15 protein-coding genes and 1 pseudogene are annotated in these 16,144 nt (G+C 56.4%); 7 read left to right on the top strand and 9 right to left on the bottom strand.

Going from position 1 to position 16,144, the window contains the following annotated elements; all coding sequences use genetic code 11:
* Positions 1-100 precede the first annotated feature (100 nt).
* Positions 101-1,120 carry a zinc-dependent alcohol dehydrogenase family protein gene (locus P3T43_RS34830; protein WP_429285532.1) on the bottom strand — a complete coding sequence of 340 codons (1,020 nt, stop codon included), beginning with the start codon at positions 1,118-1,120 and terminating at the stop codon, positions 101-103.
* 105 nt (positions 1,121-1,225) lie between these two features.
* Between P3T43_RS34830 and P3T43_RS34835 the strand changes: the two genes are divergently transcribed.
* Positions 1,226-2,155, top strand: coding sequence for a LysR substrate-binding domain-containing protein (locus tag P3T43_RS34835; protein WP_429285533.1), 930 nt, complete (start codon positions 1,226-1,228; stop codon positions 2,153-2,155).
* A gap of 367 nt (positions 2,156-2,522) precedes the next feature.
* Here the strand turns inward: P3T43_RS34835 and P3T43_RS34840 are convergent, their stop codons facing one another.
* Positions 2,523-3,539, bottom strand: coding sequence for an aldo/keto reductase (locus tag P3T43_RS34840; RefSeq protein WP_429285534.1), 1,017 nt, complete (start codon positions 3,537-3,539; stop codon positions 2,523-2,525).
* Positions 3,540-3,645: 106 nt separating this feature from the next.
* Here P3T43_RS34840 and P3T43_RS34845 point away from each other — a divergent pair, with 106 nt between their 5' ends.
* A complete protein-coding gene (locus P3T43_RS34845) occupies positions 3,646-4,560 on the top strand; it encodes a LysR family transcriptional regulator (protein ID WP_429285535.1) in 915 nt (304 codons plus the stop codon).
* Between the two features lie 161 nt (positions 4,561-4,721).
* Here P3T43_RS34845 and panB read toward each other — a convergent pair whose 3' ends face one another.
* Together panB and P3T43_RS34855 are read right to left on the bottom strand one after the other, a co-directional pair.
* Positions 4,722-5,549, bottom strand: a complete 828-nt coding sequence (gene panB / locus P3T43_RS34850) for a 3-methyl-2-oxobutanoate hydroxymethyltransferase (protein ID WP_429285536.1) — start codon at positions 5,547-5,549, stop codon at positions 4,722-4,724.
* Between the two features lie 81 nt (positions 5,550-5,630).
* Positions 5,631-6,341, bottom strand: coding sequence for a Crp/Fnr family transcriptional regulator (locus P3T43_RS34855; RefSeq protein WP_429285537.1), 711 nt, complete (start codon positions 6,339-6,341; stop codon positions 5,631-5,633).
* Positions 6,342-6,411: 70 nt separating this feature from the next.
* On the opposite strand from P3T43_RS34855, the pseudogene P3T43_RS34860 reads away from it, so the two are divergent.
* Positions 6,412-6,701, top strand: a pseudogene (locus P3T43_RS34860) (transposase); the annotation flags it as partial.
* A gap of 89 nt (positions 6,702-6,790) precedes the next feature.
* Here P3T43_RS34860 and P3T43_RS34865 read toward each other — a convergent pair.
* From P3T43_RS34865 to P3T43_RS34880, 4 genes are all read right to left on the bottom strand, one after another.
* Positions 6,791-7,534, bottom strand: a complete 744-nt coding sequence (locus P3T43_RS34865; protein ID WP_429285538.1) for an SDR family oxidoreductase — start codon at positions 7,532-7,534, stop codon at positions 6,791-6,793.
* 233 nt (positions 7,535-7,767) lie between these two features.
* Positions 7,768-8,088, bottom strand: a complete 321-nt coding sequence (locus P3T43_RS34870) for a DUF4148 domain-containing protein (RefSeq protein ID WP_429285539.1) — start codon at positions 8,086-8,088, stop codon at positions 7,768-7,770.
* A 104-nt stretch (positions 8,089-8,192) separates the two neighbouring features.
* Complete coding sequence (locus tag P3T43_RS34875; RefSeq protein ID WP_429285540.1) at positions 8,193-9,083, bottom strand: helix-turn-helix domain-containing protein; 891 nt, start codon at positions 9,081-9,083, stop codon at positions 8,193-8,195.
* A gap of 394 nt (positions 9,084-9,477) precedes the next feature.
* Entirely contained in the window at positions 9,478-10,425 is a 948-nt protein-coding gene (locus tag P3T43_RS34880) for a fumarylacetoacetate hydrolase family protein (RefSeq protein ID WP_429285541.1), read from the bottom strand.
* Positions 10,426-11,172: 747 nt separating this feature from the next.
* Here P3T43_RS34880 and P3T43_RS34885 point away from each other — a divergent pair.
* The 4 genes from P3T43_RS34885 (at position 11,173) to P3T43_RS34900 (ending at position 14,433) form a co-directional block, all read left to right on the top strand.
* The gene (locus P3T43_RS34885; RefSeq protein WP_429285542.1) at positions 11,173-12,006 is read left to right on the top strand and encodes an HpcH/HpaI aldolase family protein; all 834 of its coding nucleotides are present in this window, start codon (positions 11,173-11,175) and stop codon (positions 12,004-12,006) included.
* A gap of 23 nt (positions 12,007-12,029) precedes the next feature.
* The gene (locus P3T43_RS34890; RefSeq protein ID WP_429285543.1) at positions 12,030-12,989 is read left to right on the top strand and encodes an acetaldehyde dehydrogenase (acetylating); all 960 of its coding nucleotides are present in this window, start codon (positions 12,030-12,032) and stop codon (positions 12,987-12,989) included.
* Positions 12,986-14,026: a 4-hydroxy-2-oxovalerate aldolase gene (gene dmpG, locus P3T43_RS34895; RefSeq protein ID WP_429285544.1), complete on the top strand. Its 1,041-nt coding sequence runs from the start codon at positions 12,986-12,988 to the stop codon at positions 14,024-14,026. The genes P3T43_RS34890 and dmpG overlap by 4 nt, the downstream gene beginning before the upstream one ends.
* Before the next feature lie 149 nt (positions 14,027-14,175).
* A complete protein-coding gene (locus tag P3T43_RS34900; protein WP_429285545.1) occupies positions 14,176-14,433 on the top strand; it encodes a transposase in 258 nt (85 codons plus the stop codon).
* A 247-nt stretch (positions 14,434-14,680) separates the two neighbouring features.
* On the opposite strand, the gene P3T43_RS34905 is transcribed toward P3T43_RS34900, so the two are convergent.
* Positions 14,681-15,943: an amidohydrolase family protein gene (locus P3T43_RS34905; RefSeq protein WP_429285546.1), complete on the bottom strand. Its 1,263-nt coding sequence runs from the start codon at positions 15,941-15,943 to the stop codon at positions 14,681-14,683.
* Between the last annotated feature and the right edge of the window lie 201 nt (positions 15,944-16,144).

A 16,144-nucleotide genomic window follows, 5' to 3' on the forward strand; every position in this document is an offset into this window, starting at 1 on the left:
TCTCCAGGACCGCGACAATATCAAGGTCGTGATGAAGGATGGCGTCTACCACAAGCGTTCCATCCCAGCACCTGCCTTGTAGCAAGCGTACTGTTAGAACTCACAGTCCTGGGCCGGTTACTACGAGCTTACCGAACGAGCCTCGTTCCAGGTGGTCTAGTGCCGCCGGGAGCTGTTCAAACGGATACGTTTTCTCGACCGCGGGTTTCAGTTCCTGCCAGTCAACTGCGCGGACGAGATCTTCCAGCGCGCGCCGCGGCCCGACCGCGATGCCCTGCACCGTGACGCGAGCCTGCAGAAGCGGAAAGACGGAGGTCCGCAACTCGTTTCCCTGCAGATTACCGATCACCGATATACGGCCACCTTGGGTCAATGCTGCCATCGACTGGCCGAAGTTATCTCCACCTGCCAGCTCAACAACGTGGTCGGCCCCGCGTCCACCAGTGATCGCACGTACCGCTGCCGCCCAGTCCGGCGTCTGCTTGCGATTGATGCCATATGCAGCGCCCAGATGCTTGACGCGTTCCAGCTTGTCATCGTTGCCGGAAATCACGACGACCCTTGCACCTTGGGCTCGCGCGATCTGCACCGCGAACAGTGCGACGCCGCCGGTTCCGATCACAACCACGGTGTCGCCTGGACGCGTCGACGCATTCTCGGTCAGTGCAAACCACGCAGTCAGGCCGGCGCAGGTGAGTGTACTTGCTTGAACCGCATTCAACGAACGCGGTGCCAGCACAAGCGAGTCCTCGTCTAGCACAACATATTCGGACAACATACCTGGCCCCGGTGCGCCGAACATCACGCTGGCGTGCGGCTGAACGCCGTCGACCCAGCCGGAGAAGAAAGTGTTGATCACCTTGTCGCCCGCCGCGAAGCTAGTGACGTTCGGTCCCACAGCAATAACCTCACCGCTCATGTCGGAAGCAGGCACGAGGGGCAGCTGCAATGGCATGCCCATTCCATCCCGGATAATCAGCAGATCACGGTAGTTCAGAGCAATGGCTTGCACCTTCACCAGCACCTGCTCCGGGCCGGGCACCGGCACAGCGACTTCAGCGAGTTGCAGATTTTCGCAGCCATACTTCGCCAGTTGCCAGCGTTGCATCGAGAGTGGCATAGTGTTCTTCCGTATTAAGATGATGACAGGCGCAGGATACTGATTATTTGGACTACGGAGTGCTTCATATTAATCGGCAGCATGCAGATAAAATGGAACCAATAGGTGCAACCTGTCTCACATGACCGGCTTGCCGGAATTAGCGCCTTCGTGGCGGCGGTAGAAGCGGGAAGCTTCGCGCAAGCGGCGGAGCGATTGAGACTGACCCGCTCAGCAGTGGGTAAATCAATCGCCCGTCTTGAGGCGCGGCTAGGGACGCGGCTCTTCGTGCGAACAACGCGCAGCCAGAGCCTGACTGACGATGGTCAGGTCTTCTACGAGCGTTGTGCCCGTGCACTGGAGGAGCTGGACACCGCACAACACATCCTCGAAGCGGGCCGAAACGAGCCGGCAGGTCGGGTACGGGTAAGCGCGCCGGTAGTTTTTGGTCGTTTGCACGTGACGCCGATTTTGCTACGACTAGGCAAACGCTTCCCGCGACTCCAGCTTGAGGGAATCTTCACTGATCGCCTGGTCGACTTCGTCGACGACGGCATCGATCTGGCAATCCGCAGCGGTCTCCTGGCGGACAGCGATTCCATTGTGGCACGCCGCCTTGGCGAGCAGCCCATGGTTCTCTGTGCGTCACCAACCTACCTCGATAGCCACGGAACGCCGCGTGATCTTGCCGGTCTCGCCGCACACCAGGGCATCAACTATATGCGCGGGGGTCGGGCATTCCCATGGACACTGACGGACGCCACCGGGCGTACGGTGGAGATGGAGATCGCGCATAAGATTGGATTCGACGACATCGGTGCGATCGCTGCCGCTGCTGTCGATGGTGCTGGACTTGCACACGTCCCGTATTGGCTAGTGAACGAGCACTTGCAATCGGGAGCGCTCGTCCGTGTCCTTAGTGAAGCCTCGTCAATCAAGGTCCCGCTGCACGCTGTCTGGTCCCGGACTCGCTACCTGCCGTACAAGTTGCGAGTCGTGATAGACACGCTGCTAGAGACCCTTCCCCCCTTCTTGCAGCCGGCAGACGAAGTGTGATGATCTCGCCAATCTCACCTCATGCTGTCGTAGCTCATGACCCTGGCGCCGGACGGCGCGCGTGCCTTTTGAAAGCGCCGCTTTTCCAATCCGACGATTGACTCGTCGCGCAGACAGGGCCTGTCGTGCACCACTGGGACTACGAGCAACACGAGCCTGTCTTATTTTGCAATTGATGATCCGATCTGAGGCGAAGTAACCGTCGATGCGCTCGCCACCCCACCCCAACAAGGCGATGTCTTCCAAGAAAGCGGCACACGCATTGATCAAGCGAACGACGGCACGGAATATGTTTCTCAAGTTCAAAGGATTGTCCGGTGAGTGACCGGAATAAAACGCCGGCCACTACTAGGGTTTAGGGCAGCTGTCAGAATCTGTCCCGGTCATGGAAGCGTTGCATCCAGTGCGGATACGGTACGTCAGGCTGCGACACACGATCAAGCTGCTCGCGGAGCTCTGTCGGCAGAGTAAGTTCACCAGCGTGCAGATTGGCGGTCAGTTGTGCCTCAGAACTCGCGCCGACAATCACAGTTGCAACCTCTTCGCGCCCTAACAGCCATGCGAGTGCGACCTGCGCAGGTGTAGAGTTGAGAGCGCTGGCAACCACGCGCAGTTCCTCAACGATCGGGTCAACCTTGCGAGGGTCGATCGGTGGAAAATTGAGGTTTGTGCGCCGCCCTTTTGCGGGCTCGCCGTTCTGTGCGGTGTATTTTCCACTCAAGTAGCCACCAGACAGCGGACTCCAGACCATCAACGCCATATCATGCTGTCGCGCGACGGGGGCAACCTCGTGCTCGATATCGCGTACCGCCAGTGAGTAGTGGATCTGGTTGCTGGCGACATTCAGCCAGTGCTGCGACGCAATCTCCTGTACGCGCTCGATTTCTGATGCGCTGAAATTGCACACGCCAATATGCCGGACCTTGCCCTGCGTGACAAGGTCGTCGAGCGCACGTATCGTCTCGTCAAGTGGCGTCAGGGCATCGCGATCGTGGAGCTGGAGCAGATCAATGTGATCGCGACCGAGCCGTTTCAGACTGGTCTCGACTGTACGTATGATATGTGAACGGCCAAGTCCTACCTGATTGGGGCCAACGCCGGTGCGCAGGCGGACCTTCGTAGCGACGAGCATGCGAGATTCGTCGAGACCCAGATCGGCAAGAACCTGTCCGACCACTACCTCCGATTGCCCTTGAGAATAGGCATCGGCAGTATCGATCAGATTCACGCCCTGATCCAACGCGAGGCCAACAAGACGTGCCGCCTGCTCACGGTTCAGGCCCGCGATTGAAGCCCAGACACCTTCGCCTGTGCCGAATGTCATCGCGCCAAGCGTGAGCCTGGAAATGCGCAGACCAGTCCGGCCGAATATGCAGTAGTTCATGGTGCAGACCTCTAGTTTGTCGAAAACAACACACAATAATGATTCGACCGGAAATCGTCTAGAGCGTAATATGCGAAGACTCTTTTCGGTTCGAGCGAGAAATTCAATGCGTATTGATCAACTGGCGGCCATACGCCTGTTTGTGCGAATCGTGGAAATGGGTTCTTTCGGAAAAGCCGCTCAGTCCCTGGACATGTCTTCATCCAACGCGACTGACCGGATGGCCCGCCTCGAGGAAGTTCTCGGTTTGCAGCTGCTGGCCAGAACGACCCGCGCGGTCGCCCCAACCGAGGCTGGGATCCGTTACTACGAGGTTTGTCGCCGCATACTCGGCGAGCTGGATGAAATCGAATCTTCACTTACTGGCTCCCAGGCGGCGTTCGCGGGCCGGGTTCGGGTCAGTGCGAATATCTCGATTGCTCGCTCGATCCTCATTGCTCGCCTGCCACAGTGGATCGAACAGCATCCGCAGATTCATGTCGAACTGGTGATGAGTGACCACCGGAGCGATTTCGTACGCGACGGGATCGATTTCGCGGTCCGTATCGGAGGCCTGGAGAGCCAGGACATGGTGATGCGGCCGCTGGGTCGCCCGAGACGCGTGACGGTGGCCTCTCCAGAATATCTGCGACAGATGGGAAAACCAAAGCGCCCTGAAGATCTTTCTAAGCACCGTCTAATTGACTTTCTGTTGCCGCAGCCTGGCGCTCGCCTCGAGTGGGAATTCGAGAAGAACGGCAAGCGGATAGAACACTTCCCTGCAACCGTCTTGTCCGTTAGCGATTCGGATGCCCGGTTACAGTTGGCAATAGCGGGCATGGGAATCGTGCAAAGCCTGTCCTGTCTCGCAGCATCCGCACTACGCGAAGGAAAGCTCGTGCGCGTGTTGACGGCGTGGGAGACACTGGCACCCGAGGTGTCGATTCTCTACCGGCGAGATCGACATCTGCCGACGCGAACACGGGTCACGATGGATGCCTTTACGGCGTGGATCAGGCAGGCAATTCACGATACAGACTAAACCACAGCGATCCGGACGCGCTACGATTGGCCTCATGGTGGATCTATGCCGCCAATGCCAGCATGATCAGTCTTTGATTCCTGCCATGAGGGCCTGCGACTGCAGCCTGGTTGGTGCTGTGTCGGCTGGTAACAGGGAGACTGAAATATCCCGAACGGAGACTAAAAGCAGTGTTCGGGTGCAGGGAACTCGCTCGACTTTACAGCCTTGATATAGGCGCTGATAGCGGCTTCAATACTCGGCATTCGATCCATAAAGTTACGCACGAAGCGAGCGGTCTTGCCGGGGAATATACCCAACATGTCGTGCATTACGAGAACCTGACCAGAACAGTCAGGGCCGGCGCCGATTCCGATAGTCGGTATTTGAAGCAGGTCAGTCAATTCCTTGCCCACCGACGCCGGGATCGCTTCAAGCAGCAGCAGTGATGCGCCCGCCTCCTGGAGTGCCAGCGCATCCGCTTTCAACTGTTCGACATCCTCCGCTTTCTTTCCCTGAACCTTGAAACCTCCGAGACGGTGAACCGATTGTGGTGTCAATCCGAGGTGGGCGAACACCGGTATGCCGCGCTCCGTTAAAAATTTGACGGTAGCGGCCAACCAGGCACCACCTTCAAGCTTGACCATTTGCGCACCCGCCTGCATCAATTTCACTGCATGTTCAAACGCAGACTCGGGTGTTCCATAAGTGCCGAAGGGCATATCGGCGGCTACCAAAGCAGATCGATTCCCGCGGGAAACGCACGCTGTGTGATACATAACATCTTCGAGGGTAACTGGTAGGGTCGTGGTGTGGCCTTGCAACACGTTGCCCAGCGAGTCCCCAATCAGCAGCATATCGATTCCACAGCGGTCCATCATCGAAGCAAAGCTTGCGTCGTAGCAAGTCAGCATCGCAATTTTCTCGCCGGCTAGTTTCATGTTCATCAGCGATGATGCTGTGACTGACTTGCGTACGGCGCTTTTGCTCTCTTGAAGATAGCTGATCATTTCAAATCCTTGTCGTTAAAGAAATCATGCCGGGCCCGACGGATGAAGCTTTTGGGACAGCAAATCGTCGGTGAGGATACTTTATTGTGTTGCGAGCGTGTGTAATGCGGCGGCGTTATGCACACGAATCCGACGTCCTTCTTTCGAAATTACGCCCTTGTGCACAAGCGATTTTATAACTCGAGACACCGTCTCTTTGCTGACTCTAGCCATTGCGGCAATAGTCATTTGATTCGGGAGGTCAATAAATGTGGAATCGTTGCCTTTTGCGGCGATAGTCGCGGCCTCTATCACCGCAGAGACTCGGGCGCCGGCCCTTGAGTGACAGGGGGAAGATTGAAGCTTGACCATGCGACGAAGCTCGGAAGACAGGATGCCGCTGAGCTTTATTGAGACGCTGGGATCGTCGAGCAATTCTTGCGCATCAGACCGCTTGAGGATGCCAACCGTGATGGCCTTAACTGCCATGACGCTTGCGGAACTGAGTGAGTTGTGGAGTATTGCAATTGCGCCCACCATATTGCCAGGATTAATCACCCGCAGCGGTACCTCCGTTCCTTCTTCAGAAACGATCGAGACGCGCAATTGTCCGGTAATCGCCAATACGAGTAGCGAGCGAGAGTCTCCCTGATACAAAACCGAGTCATTTTCCCGGTATTTTCTAAACCGGATGAGGCTGGCTGTGCGTGTTAAGACATCGTCACAAGCCATCGAAAAGAGGTTTTGATCGGTCAGTGATTTTTTTACGTTTGCATTCATTGCTGCCTCGGCAACAGCGAGAAACACACTCATTAATCAGGCTCGGCAGTCATCGCTGGAGAGGCCGAGGACGTTGTAGAAAGAAACTCGCGGAAACGCGCCGATGCCTATAAAGCGGCAGATCGTTTTGCAGAAGCGGAAAGCCTGGGCAAGAAGCGCGTGACGAAGCGTCAGCGCTTTCCTGCTGAGATGGGCAACATGGCGCCGTAGCGGCGCCTGCTGTAGGCAGTTGGGCCAAACTATCCGACCAGCGAGCACGACCGCCCGCCGGTCGGGTTGGAGCGAATGCTGCGGATCTACTTTCTGCGACAGTGGTACGGCCTGTCGGACGAAGGCCTTGAAGACGCGACCACGCTGCTGAAATTCAGGCGCTTTTTCAGGTCGCATCGACTTCATTTCGACGTCGGAATGGCACTGTCGGGTACGGTGCGAATACCGGCCCTCGTCGACGACAACGCGTAATCGAGATGCGTTTTCGTCGCTTAGACCAGCACGTGGCCACCGTCGACAATAATGACCTGGCCCGTGCTAAAGCCCTGCTGCATCAGATAAAGATACGATTGAGCAACGTCGTTTGCCTCTCCGACCCTTCGTACGGGCATCTTTTCGGCGATGTGATCAAAAAGACCATTGCGGTCAGCTTCACTCATATTGCCCCACAAGGCCGTGCGCAAGACGCCGGGCGCCACGGCATTGACACGCAATGGCGCAAGCTCGACGGCCAAGGTGCGAGTCAATGATTCAATTGCACCAAGGATGCTTGACGGAATCGTCCAGGCAGGCAGCGGACGCGACGACGCCACTCCACTTGTGAGTGTGATCGAGCCACCCGTGCGAATCCGGGAAGCCCCGTATTTTACCGCCTTGAGCGCGCCCCAGTAGCGCACTTCGAAAGCTCGCTGCGCTTCGTCGATGCTTACATCAGCGAGGTTTTTCAGCAGCAGGGTTTCACCGGCAGTATAGACAAGGTGATCGAAATCCCCTACGCGTGCAAAAAATGCGCATACCTGTGCCTCGTCGGTGAAGTCAAGCACCTCTCCGCAAGCGCCCGAAGGCAGTCGATGCAGTGCAGCCGCGACGCGTTCCGAGTTGCTCGATGCGATGATAACCTCGGCTCCGACCTGCGCCGCAGCTTCGGCCACAGCAAAGCCAATTCCTGAGGTGCCACCCACTACGACGACCCGGCTTTTCTGGAAAGTGCTGCTGGAAAGTTGATTGTTTCGCATGCTTGAAGTTTTTTAATGAAGAAAGTTCACGCGATGACACAGGCATAAGGAATCACGTACCGTGCATTTCGGGCCTCACAGCTTACTGGCTGTTGCGGCAGTGCGTCACTCGCTTCAGATGGAATACGCGCAGGGGTACCGCGCGTCCCAGACCACGTGCTCAGGTCGGATACTTTTGGCATCCTCACCAGGCGTCCGAAACTAAAACGCAATGGATCTCGGTATCACGCGTCCTAGTTAGATTTCGAAATTGCTGAAGGCCCAGATTCCGACGAACCGTTCATATCGCCGCCGGTCCCCGCCAAACGTCTTTTTTCAGCCACCTTTGCTTCAGCGGCCAAGATATTGGCCGGATAAGTAGTTCGATCCTGGCCTGGACGCCAGCCAGTTTGTTCAAGCTCATCTAACTCGGCGCGAACCTGCGCCCGAGTGAGAGGTCCATTTGATTGCGCGAACGAAGCGCCTGAAATGGCGAATGCGCTGGCAACAACAATGGCTTGCATAAGGACTTTCAAGATAACTAAGCTCCGCATTTTCGGCTTTGCCACGAACATAGTTGTTCATGATCTAGCGCTTATATATTAGATATGCGAACGTTCTGGATAAACGCCATGATGCGGAAAAGACTGTTACAGAATTTCAAGCAAAATCGAGACGCTTATGCGAATTTTTCGTTCGCGAAATACAGCAATTTTCCGACGGCGTCGCAAGCCATACCAGCACGCGGGGCTGTCGCTGCACGCCTATAGTCAGAAGGTGAAACTCCGGTATGCTCTTTAAAAAAGCGCGAAAAATTGCTAGCTGCAGAGAATCCCAGTTCGTCGGCAACGTTTATCAAGGGTACATCTCCGACCACTAGCTTGCGGATAGCCTCCTCAAGGCGAATTGCGCTCCAAAACACCTGAGGTGTAGTGTTGAGTTGATCGCGAAATAGTGCAAACAGTCGTGCTCTCGATAGTCCTGCTTCGTTCGCAATCTCGTCAATAGTAGTACGTACATCAACTCTTTCGCGCATGAGCACTATCGCCCGTCTCAATTTACGACTGAGCAGCGGGACACCTGCAGTCAACGGACGACCTGATGAATGTGCAACCAGCGACGCCTGAATTGATCCACTAATGAGCTCCTCAGCCGCGATCTCAATCTTGTCTTGCAGCTCCGGGTGAAACATTATCAGGTCCAAAACCTTCCAGAGACTGGCGCGCAGTTCGGGACTGACGGCAATACGTGGAGAGACAAAAATGAATGGCCTACCGGCGATGGCGGCCCTTTTGTCCAACCACTCTTTATTGATATATACCGAAAGGAATACGGCTGGCGAACTTGATGACAAGACCCTCCCGTCGTGCTGTTCGAATGGCTTGACCGCAACCGCTTGCGTTTCACTAAAGCGGAAAACCTGTGTGCCTATCCTCGCTTCAGCGTCGGCGCCGCCGAGCCACCAGACGATATGCGCCTCCGAGTGCGCATGGGAAACCAATCCCGTTCGCAATGGCAGCAGCGAAATGCGACCGAACGCTCCTTCGTGCATGGCAAATGTCTCGGGCATCATCGTCTCCTACTGAAATTTCACAATTGTTTAACGTCGATCAATTCATCAGTTTTTTACTTCTGCATTCCTAACTTGTTCGGCAAGTCGCTACAACGTGACGCTGCCTGTTGCCATCTCAGATTGGGCGAAGTTCGGCCTGACACTCCGGTTCCACCGATCATCGCCAACGCGGCACGAAAGGGTATTCACCGCCTCGTGCCGACGCCGCGGGCCCGATATGCAGACCATGTCCAGGTCGGATGTCGCCGATCGAAGCCGCATAATGTTACGCGTAACCTCAATGCGGCCCTAGACCTGCAACTCCCATCACCTTCGGCCGTGTTAAAAAAACACAGCCCCTACGCGCCGAACAGCCGAAATCTGGCTATTCTCAAACTTCAGCGCAAAATTTTTAGATGTGAACGACCGCATTCCTCAGAACGCCAATACGATCGATTTCATTTTCGATGACGTCACCGGGCAAGCAATAGCGTGTCGCCGCGACCAATCCTTCCTGACCTTGCCACTTTCCGCCGAGTTCCGCGTCAGTTGACCAAGCCGTGCCGGCAGGCGTTCCGGTCAGGATGACCATGCCGGGGCGCAGGGTGAAGTTGATCGAGAAGAAATGAATCAGATCCGCGCACGTCCAGATCATGTCGGCAGTCGGACTTGATTGACGCAACTCTCCATTGATCCGGGTACGCAGCATCAGAGTCTGTGGATCACCGATCTCATCGGCAGTGACAATGCACGGTCCTAGCGGTGAGCTGCTGTCGAAGGCCTTCCCACGACCCACTTCATACCACGTGAAACCTTCAGGTGATTGGCGAACCTGCCGGTCCCGGGCGGTGACGTCGTTGGCAACCGTATAGCCGAAGACGTAATCAAGCGCCTTTTCAACCGGAATGTGACGACCTTCCCGACCAATGACAATAGCCAGTTCGGTTTCGCAATCGAGCTTCTGGGTAAGTTCGGGGTCGTAGACGATCGGCTCATCGGGTCCCACCACACAGTCCGATGTCATCACAAAAAACTCGGGTTCTTTGCCGCTGATAGGAGCACCGACCTTTTCAGCGTTGTGCGCGTGATAGTTACTACCACTGCAGAGAATGGTCGAAGGCAAAATCGGCGAGGTCAATCGCACATCACCAAGCGAATGCCTGCCCTCGCCTGAACTCACGATTTCGTTCGCCACTTCCCGGCCAGCCGTGCCGGAACGAATAAAGCTTGAGGTATCGGCAAACAGAGTCCTGTTCTCCGATTTGTCTCCGATCTTGGTCGCTAGCGGATCGACAATCTGGTCGTCAAGCAGAAAACCAAGTCGACGCTGGCCGTCGACTGTGAAATTAACGATTTTCATCTTTATCCTTTGCTCTTTGGGGTAACCGTGTTCGTTTGGTGATGGCGACACCTCGCCCTCGAAACCAAGGTTACACCATTACGTGTCTTGGTTCAACCAGAAAAGCATCGATATCGCTCACCCCTGCCAATTGTCCGGCCGTCAGTTCCCGATCTTTCCGCGTAAAAAGGAATACCACCCCGCGCATTCAGGTGACTGGAAACCGGCGTCGCACACGATTACCCAGGATGAGCCATGGTCTGATCCAGTCAGGCCTACGCGGACGGAAACGCCCGCCCATGGCCGAACAGATCCAACGCATCGTCTTTCCAAACCCCCGCAGCCTCGATCCGGCACGGTAATTTTGATCAGGCGCGCAGCGAACCTGTCGCTCGCCCGCCAGGCTCTAATCCCGAGTCAGAAGCGCGCTGCAATGCACAACCTTTCCCTGAGTTTTTGCGCCGCAAGATGGAAACCAAGTAGTTGACAAGTGGTCGCACCAAGCGCTACATTGGTGTAACCAATCCCATGAATTGGCATAACCATTGACCCACGCATGGTTGGGCGAAACCAGACGGATTCAAGGAGAGTGTGTGATATGGAGAAGGTTGATTTTAGCGAGGTGCATGTTCATCGCCACGCCGGAAGTCTTATCAGCGTGACATGGTCTTCGGATATTCCGAACTCGCGAATTCTCGACGCGGAGCTCCGAACACGCCGGCTCACGCCGGGAGCTGCCTCTCAAGCTCCAGAAAATGGAGGGCAGTCGTGACAGCGGACTATCGAAATGACGGTGATTCCGCTTCTTCCGCTCACCGAGAGACAAATCTTCGTCGTCGTCTTCGCCAAAGCGAGCCGTTCCTCGCGCTTTTCTCGATCATCCCGGCGGTGGAGCTAGTCGAAATCGCAGCCCAATCCGGCTTCGACGGCATCATTCTCGATACAGAACACGGCAGCTACGGAACCGAAACGCTACCCGCTCTGATCCTCGCAGCGAGGGCACACGGCATTTTTCCGATTGTCCGCGTGCGCTGCAACGACGCCGCTCTCATCGGTGCAGCGCTCGATGCTGGTGCAGCTGGCGTGTTGGTCCCCCAGATCGGATCAACGCAAGAGGCAACGAAAGCAGTACGCGCTGCCCGATTCGCGCCGCAAGGTTCGCGTGGTGCCAATCCCTGGGTGCGGGCCGGCGGCTATGGTTGTTCTCCCCGCTGGTTTGAGACTGCAAACAGTGAAACCGCCGTTCTCCTGATGATTGAAGGCGCGGAAGGGCTGGAAGCACTTGACAGCATCATGGACATCCCGGACCTCGACGGCATCTTCCTAGGTCCGGTCGACTTGTCCCATGCACTAGGAGTGCCCGGACAAATCGATCACGAATCGGTGCGTGCCGCAATTACCACGACGGTTAGTCATGCCCTCGATGCCAACATCGCGCCGGGGGTCTTCTCACCGACGGCAGCGGTGGCAAAAACCTGGCTCGATTGCGGCGCGAGGTTCGTGGCGATCGGCGTTGACACGGCACACATTGGTTTCGCCCTCAGCAACCTCGTTCGAGACGTACGATCCGCCGTTCCGGCCACCGGACGCATCCAGAACTGATCACTAGAAAGGAGTTATACGCAATGACCAAGACAAAAGTAGCGATCATCGGGTCCGGCAACATCGGGTCCGATCTGATGATCAAGGTGATACGAAACAGCAAGTATCTGGAGATGGGCGCGATGGTTGGCGTCGATCCCAACTCAGACGGCCTCGCGCGCGCATCGCGTATGGGCGTAGCGACAACTGCGGAAGGGATTGCCGGGTTGCTGGCCCTCGATGTCTTCAAGGATATCGACATCGTCTTCGACGCGACTTCCGCCGGAGCACATAAACACCACAATGAAGTGCTGCAGGCGCACGGTGTGCAGGTGATTGACCTGACTCCTGCCGCGATCGGTCCATACGTCATTCCCGCCATCAATCTGGAAGCGGAGAACGCGACGAACATGAACATGGTGACTTGCGGTGGCCAAGCCACCATCCCAATGGTTGCGGCTGTCTCAAGCGTTGCAAAGGTTCACTACGCGGAAATCGTCGCGTCGATTGCAAGCAAGTCGGCGGGTCCTGGTACTCGCGCCAATATTGATGAATTCACTGAGACCACGCGCAGCGCGATTGAGAAGCTTGGCGGTGCGCGGCGCGGAAAGGCGATTATCGTCCTCAACCCGGCCGAGCCGCCGCTCATCATGCGAGATACCGTGTTCGTCCTCTCCGAAATGGCCGATCAGCAAGCCATCAAGGAGAGCATTGAGAAGATGATCGCGAAGGTGCAGGCCTATGTACCTGGTTATAGACTGAAACAGCAGGTGCAGTTCGACGTGATTCCTGCTAATAAACCGCTGAACATACCCGATGTCGGTCTAATACACGGCCTGAAGACGTCGGTGTTTCTCGAAGTCGAAGGAGCAGCACACTATCTGCCTTCGTACGCCGGCAACCTCGACATCATGACTTCCGCCGCCCTCGCCTGCGGCGATCTGGTGGCACAACGTCGGCTGGCTTCTGGTATCACACGCGGCATCAAGGAGGCTGCACAATGACTCTCAATAAGAAGATCTACATTTCCGACGTGACGCTGCGCGACGGTAGCCACGCCATCCGGCATCAATATAGCGCTGCCAATGTCAAATCAATCGCATCCGCCCTTGATGAAGCAGGCGTCGACAGCATCGAGGTTGCGCACGGCGATGGTATCGACGGATCAAGCTTCAACTATGGATTCGGCGCACATAGCGATGTGGAGTGGATTTCGGCGGCCGCTGAGAGTGTGAAGACTGCGAAGATTGCCACGTTGCTGATTCCGGGCATCGGCACCACGCACGATCTACGCAACGCGTACGATGCAGGTGCCCGCATTGTACGGGTCGCCACGCATTGCACGGAGGCCGATGTCTCGCGGCAGCACCTAGAATTCGCACGGGAACTGGGCATGGATCCTGTCGGCTTTCTGATGATGAGCCACATGACGACGCCTCAAAAGCTTGCCGAGCAGGCAAAGCTCATGGAAAGCTATGGTGCAACCTGCGTCTACGTCGTGGACTCGGGCGGCGCACTTGGTATGAACGATATTCGCGACCGGTTCCGTGCATTCAAGGATGTGCTCAAGCCAGAGACACAGACGGGGATGCATGCGCACCACAATTTGAGCCTCGGCGTGGCCAATTCGATCGTTGCCGTTGAAGAGGGCTGCGACCGCGTCGACGCAAGCCTTGCCGGTATGGGTGCGGGGGCAGGTAACGCACCGCTCGAGGTGTTCATTGCTGCCGTGGAGCGTCAAGGCTGGAACCACGGCTGTGATCTGTACAAGCTGATGGACGCCGCCGACGATCTGGTCCGGCCGTTGCAGGACCGCCCCGTACGCGTGGATAGAGAAACCCTCGCGTTGGGTTACGCAGGCGTGTATTCGAGTTTCCTGCGGCACGCAGAGCTCGCAGCGGCCAAATATGGGCTGAAGACGGTTGATATCCTTGTCGAACTTGGTCGTCGGAAAATGGTAGGTGGCCAGGAAGACATGATCGTGGATGCGGCCCTCGATCTGCTTGGTAAAGAAGCTCGTCCTGTTGCCCAGCACGGCTAGGATTGCTGTGACAGCGAGGGGCTCCGGAGCGGGCTAGGCCCGGAGTCCTTCACGAAACCACTTCCATCGAATTGGTTTCGTCTTTTGGTAACCGTATCGCCGACGCCGCCTTTACATGGCGGCATCCCCGTTAGCCAGGAAGAGCCAACTTGATCGGCCTTCCTCTTTCAGACGAGGCTTGGCAGCGCGTCAGTAATATTCTGTCGCGCGATCTAAGACCAAGGTTTGGCCGTCCAGTCAGAGATTCCCGCGATGTATTGAATGCCATTGTTTGGGTTACCACCCCTGATGAAAAATGGCAAAATTTGCCGTCTAACTATCCACCACCAAAAACTTGCTATATCAAGTGGCTGCAATGGCGGAGATCTGGTCTTATGTCCAAGATACTCGCCGAGTTAGGGGTGTAAAGAAGGTATGCGATGGGATCCGATGCTGACAGCGGAGTCCATGCGATTTGATTGCAAGCCCCGCTTTCCTTGATACCCTGCCGGCATGTGTTATGTGTTGGCGGTCACAAACTGCGCGTTTGTTTCACTGCCTGGTTGGGCATGATTCAATTCATTCGTCTTTAATGTGCGCCGGGCCGCTTCATCGCCTTCAGCGACGCGACCCGGGCTCTCGCTTCCAGAGACGACGACCGGCGCTTTTCGGTTCTTACATGCCGGGGGTTGTAATGAGACGCTTGTAGTAGACACCGTCCTTCATCACGACCTTGATATTGTCGCGGTCCTGGAGAAGCTTGATGTTCTCGGTCGGATCGCCATCGACAAGCAGCAGGTCGGCGAGGTAGCCATCGCTGACAAGACCGAGATTCGGGATGTCCATGATTTCACCACCCCATTTCGTGGCGGCCATCAGGGCATCGGCCGGCGTGAAGCCAAGAATGTTGACGAAGTGCTCAAGGTCGCGTGCATTGGTGCCAATCGGATTCCATGCAAAGCCGTAGTCGCCGCCGGGGAGAATCCGCAGGCCGCGCTTCCTGAGTTCGCCGTAGACCTTCGGGCATTGCTCAATCATCGTGTAGAGCTCGCTTTTTTCGACAAACTCTTTAGTAATACCCCACGGTTCTGCCTCGTAGGCGGTTGCGTAAATTACGCCAATGGCCGGGGCGAGAAACACGCGGTCGCGCTTCGCCTCGAGCAGGTCAAACGTCTCGCCCTGAATGAAATCGCAGTGGTAGATCACGCGGAAGTCATACTTCAGGGCAAGCTTCACGGCCTCATCCGCGCGGGCGTGACACGAGAGCCAGGCGCCGCGCATATGGGCCTCTTCCGCGGCTGCGGCGACTTCCGCCTCCGTATAGGAAAGGCGACGGGCAAAACCCGGGCGTCCAGCGAACATGTCACCTGAAATATTGACTTTGATCGTATCGACACCCTCGCGAATCAGCAACCTGACCGTCCGGCGGATTTCATCGGTGCCGTCTGCAATGAGTTCGAACGCCTGGTGGTTCGTGTGGTACTGACGTTCGTCCCCAAGGCCGCCTGTCGTCGTGAGTTCCGGCGAGGCTGCCCGCATGCGCGGCCCCGGGAATTTTCCCGCATCGATGGCATCGCGAAGCACCGCCTCGAGCCGGAACTTCGCCGATGCCGCCGAGTACAAACTGGTGAAGCCGGAGTCCAGCATCAGTTTGACGTTCTGCAGCGCGAGCATCGTGTGCTCTTCGATCGGAATCTGGCCAAGTTCGCCGAACTTCGCCATATTGCTGTAGGTAACGTGGGAGTGCGCTTCGACGAGACCGGGCATCAGGGTCATGCCCTTGCCGTCGATAACGTCATAGTAGGACTCACGCGGAATCCCGCCATTTCCGCGCGCCACGGCGCGGATCAGATTGCCGTCGACAAGCGCTTCGCCCACGAATGTTGGCGCACCGGTGCCGTCGAAAATCTTCACATTGGTAAAAAGTTGCGGATTCATTTTCTATTCTTAAATTAGAGGATTTATCAGTTTCGTGTAACACCGGCTGTGGTGGCAGACGACGCGAAATCGTTTCTTCGGCATGACACCCGTTGCACGGACTACGCGCTTTATTTCGAGAAGAACTGAAGCAGCAATTCGTTCACTTCTGCCGCTTTTTCGATGGGCGTCCAGTGGCCGCATCCCACCAGCTCGACATAC

This window comes from Paraburkholderia sp. GAS41 (assembly GCF_050436545.1).
Lineage (GTDB): Bacteria > Pseudomonadota > Gammaproteobacteria > Burkholderiales > Burkholderiaceae > Paraburkholderia.

Coding starts and splice junctions, on each gene's coding strand:
- P3T43_RS34905 (WP_429285546.1), bottom strand. CDS start 15,943: ATGAATCCGCAACTTTTTACCAATGTGAAGATTTTCGACGGCACCGGT.
- P3T43_RS34880 (WP_429285541.1), bottom strand. CDS start 10,425: ATGAAAATCGTTAATTTCACAGTCGACGGCCAGCGTCGACTTGGTTTT.
- panB (WP_429285536.1), bottom strand. CDS start 5,549: ATGATCAGCTATCTTCAAGAGAGCAAAAGCGCCGTACGCAAGTCAGTC.
- P3T43_RS34830 (WP_429285532.1), bottom strand. CDS start 1,120: ATGCCACTCTCGATGCAACGCTGGCAACTGGCGAAGTATGGCTGCGAA.
- P3T43_RS34870 (WP_429285539.1), bottom strand. CDS start 8,088: ATGTTCGTGGCAAAGCCGAAAATGCGGAGCTTAGTTATCTTGAAAGTC.
- P3T43_RS34840 (WP_429285534.1), bottom strand. CDS start 3,539: ATGAACTACTGCATATTCGGCCGGACTGGTCTGCGCATTTCCAGGCTC.
- P3T43_RS34855 (WP_429285537.1), bottom strand. CDS start 6,341: ATGAGTGTGTTTCTCGCTGTTGCCGAGGCAGCAATGAATGCAAACGTA.
- P3T43_RS34865 (WP_429285538.1), bottom strand. CDS start 7,534: ATGCGAAACAATCAACTTTCCAGCAGCACTTTCCAGAAAAGCCGGGTC.
- P3T43_RS34875 (WP_429285540.1), bottom strand. CDS start 9,083: ATGCCCGAGACATTTGCCATGCACGAAGGAGCGTTCGGTCGCATTTCG.
- P3T43_RS34890 (WP_429285543.1), top strand. CDS start 12,030: ATGACCAAGACAAAAGTAGCGATCATCGGGTCCGGCAACATCGGGTCC.
- P3T43_RS34845 (WP_429285535.1), top strand. CDS start 3,646: ATGCGTATTGATCAACTGGCGGCCATACGCCTGTTTGTGCGAATCGTG.
- dmpG (WP_429285544.1), top strand. CDS start 12,986: ATGACTCTCAATAAGAAGATCTACATTTCCGACGTGACGCTGCGCGAC.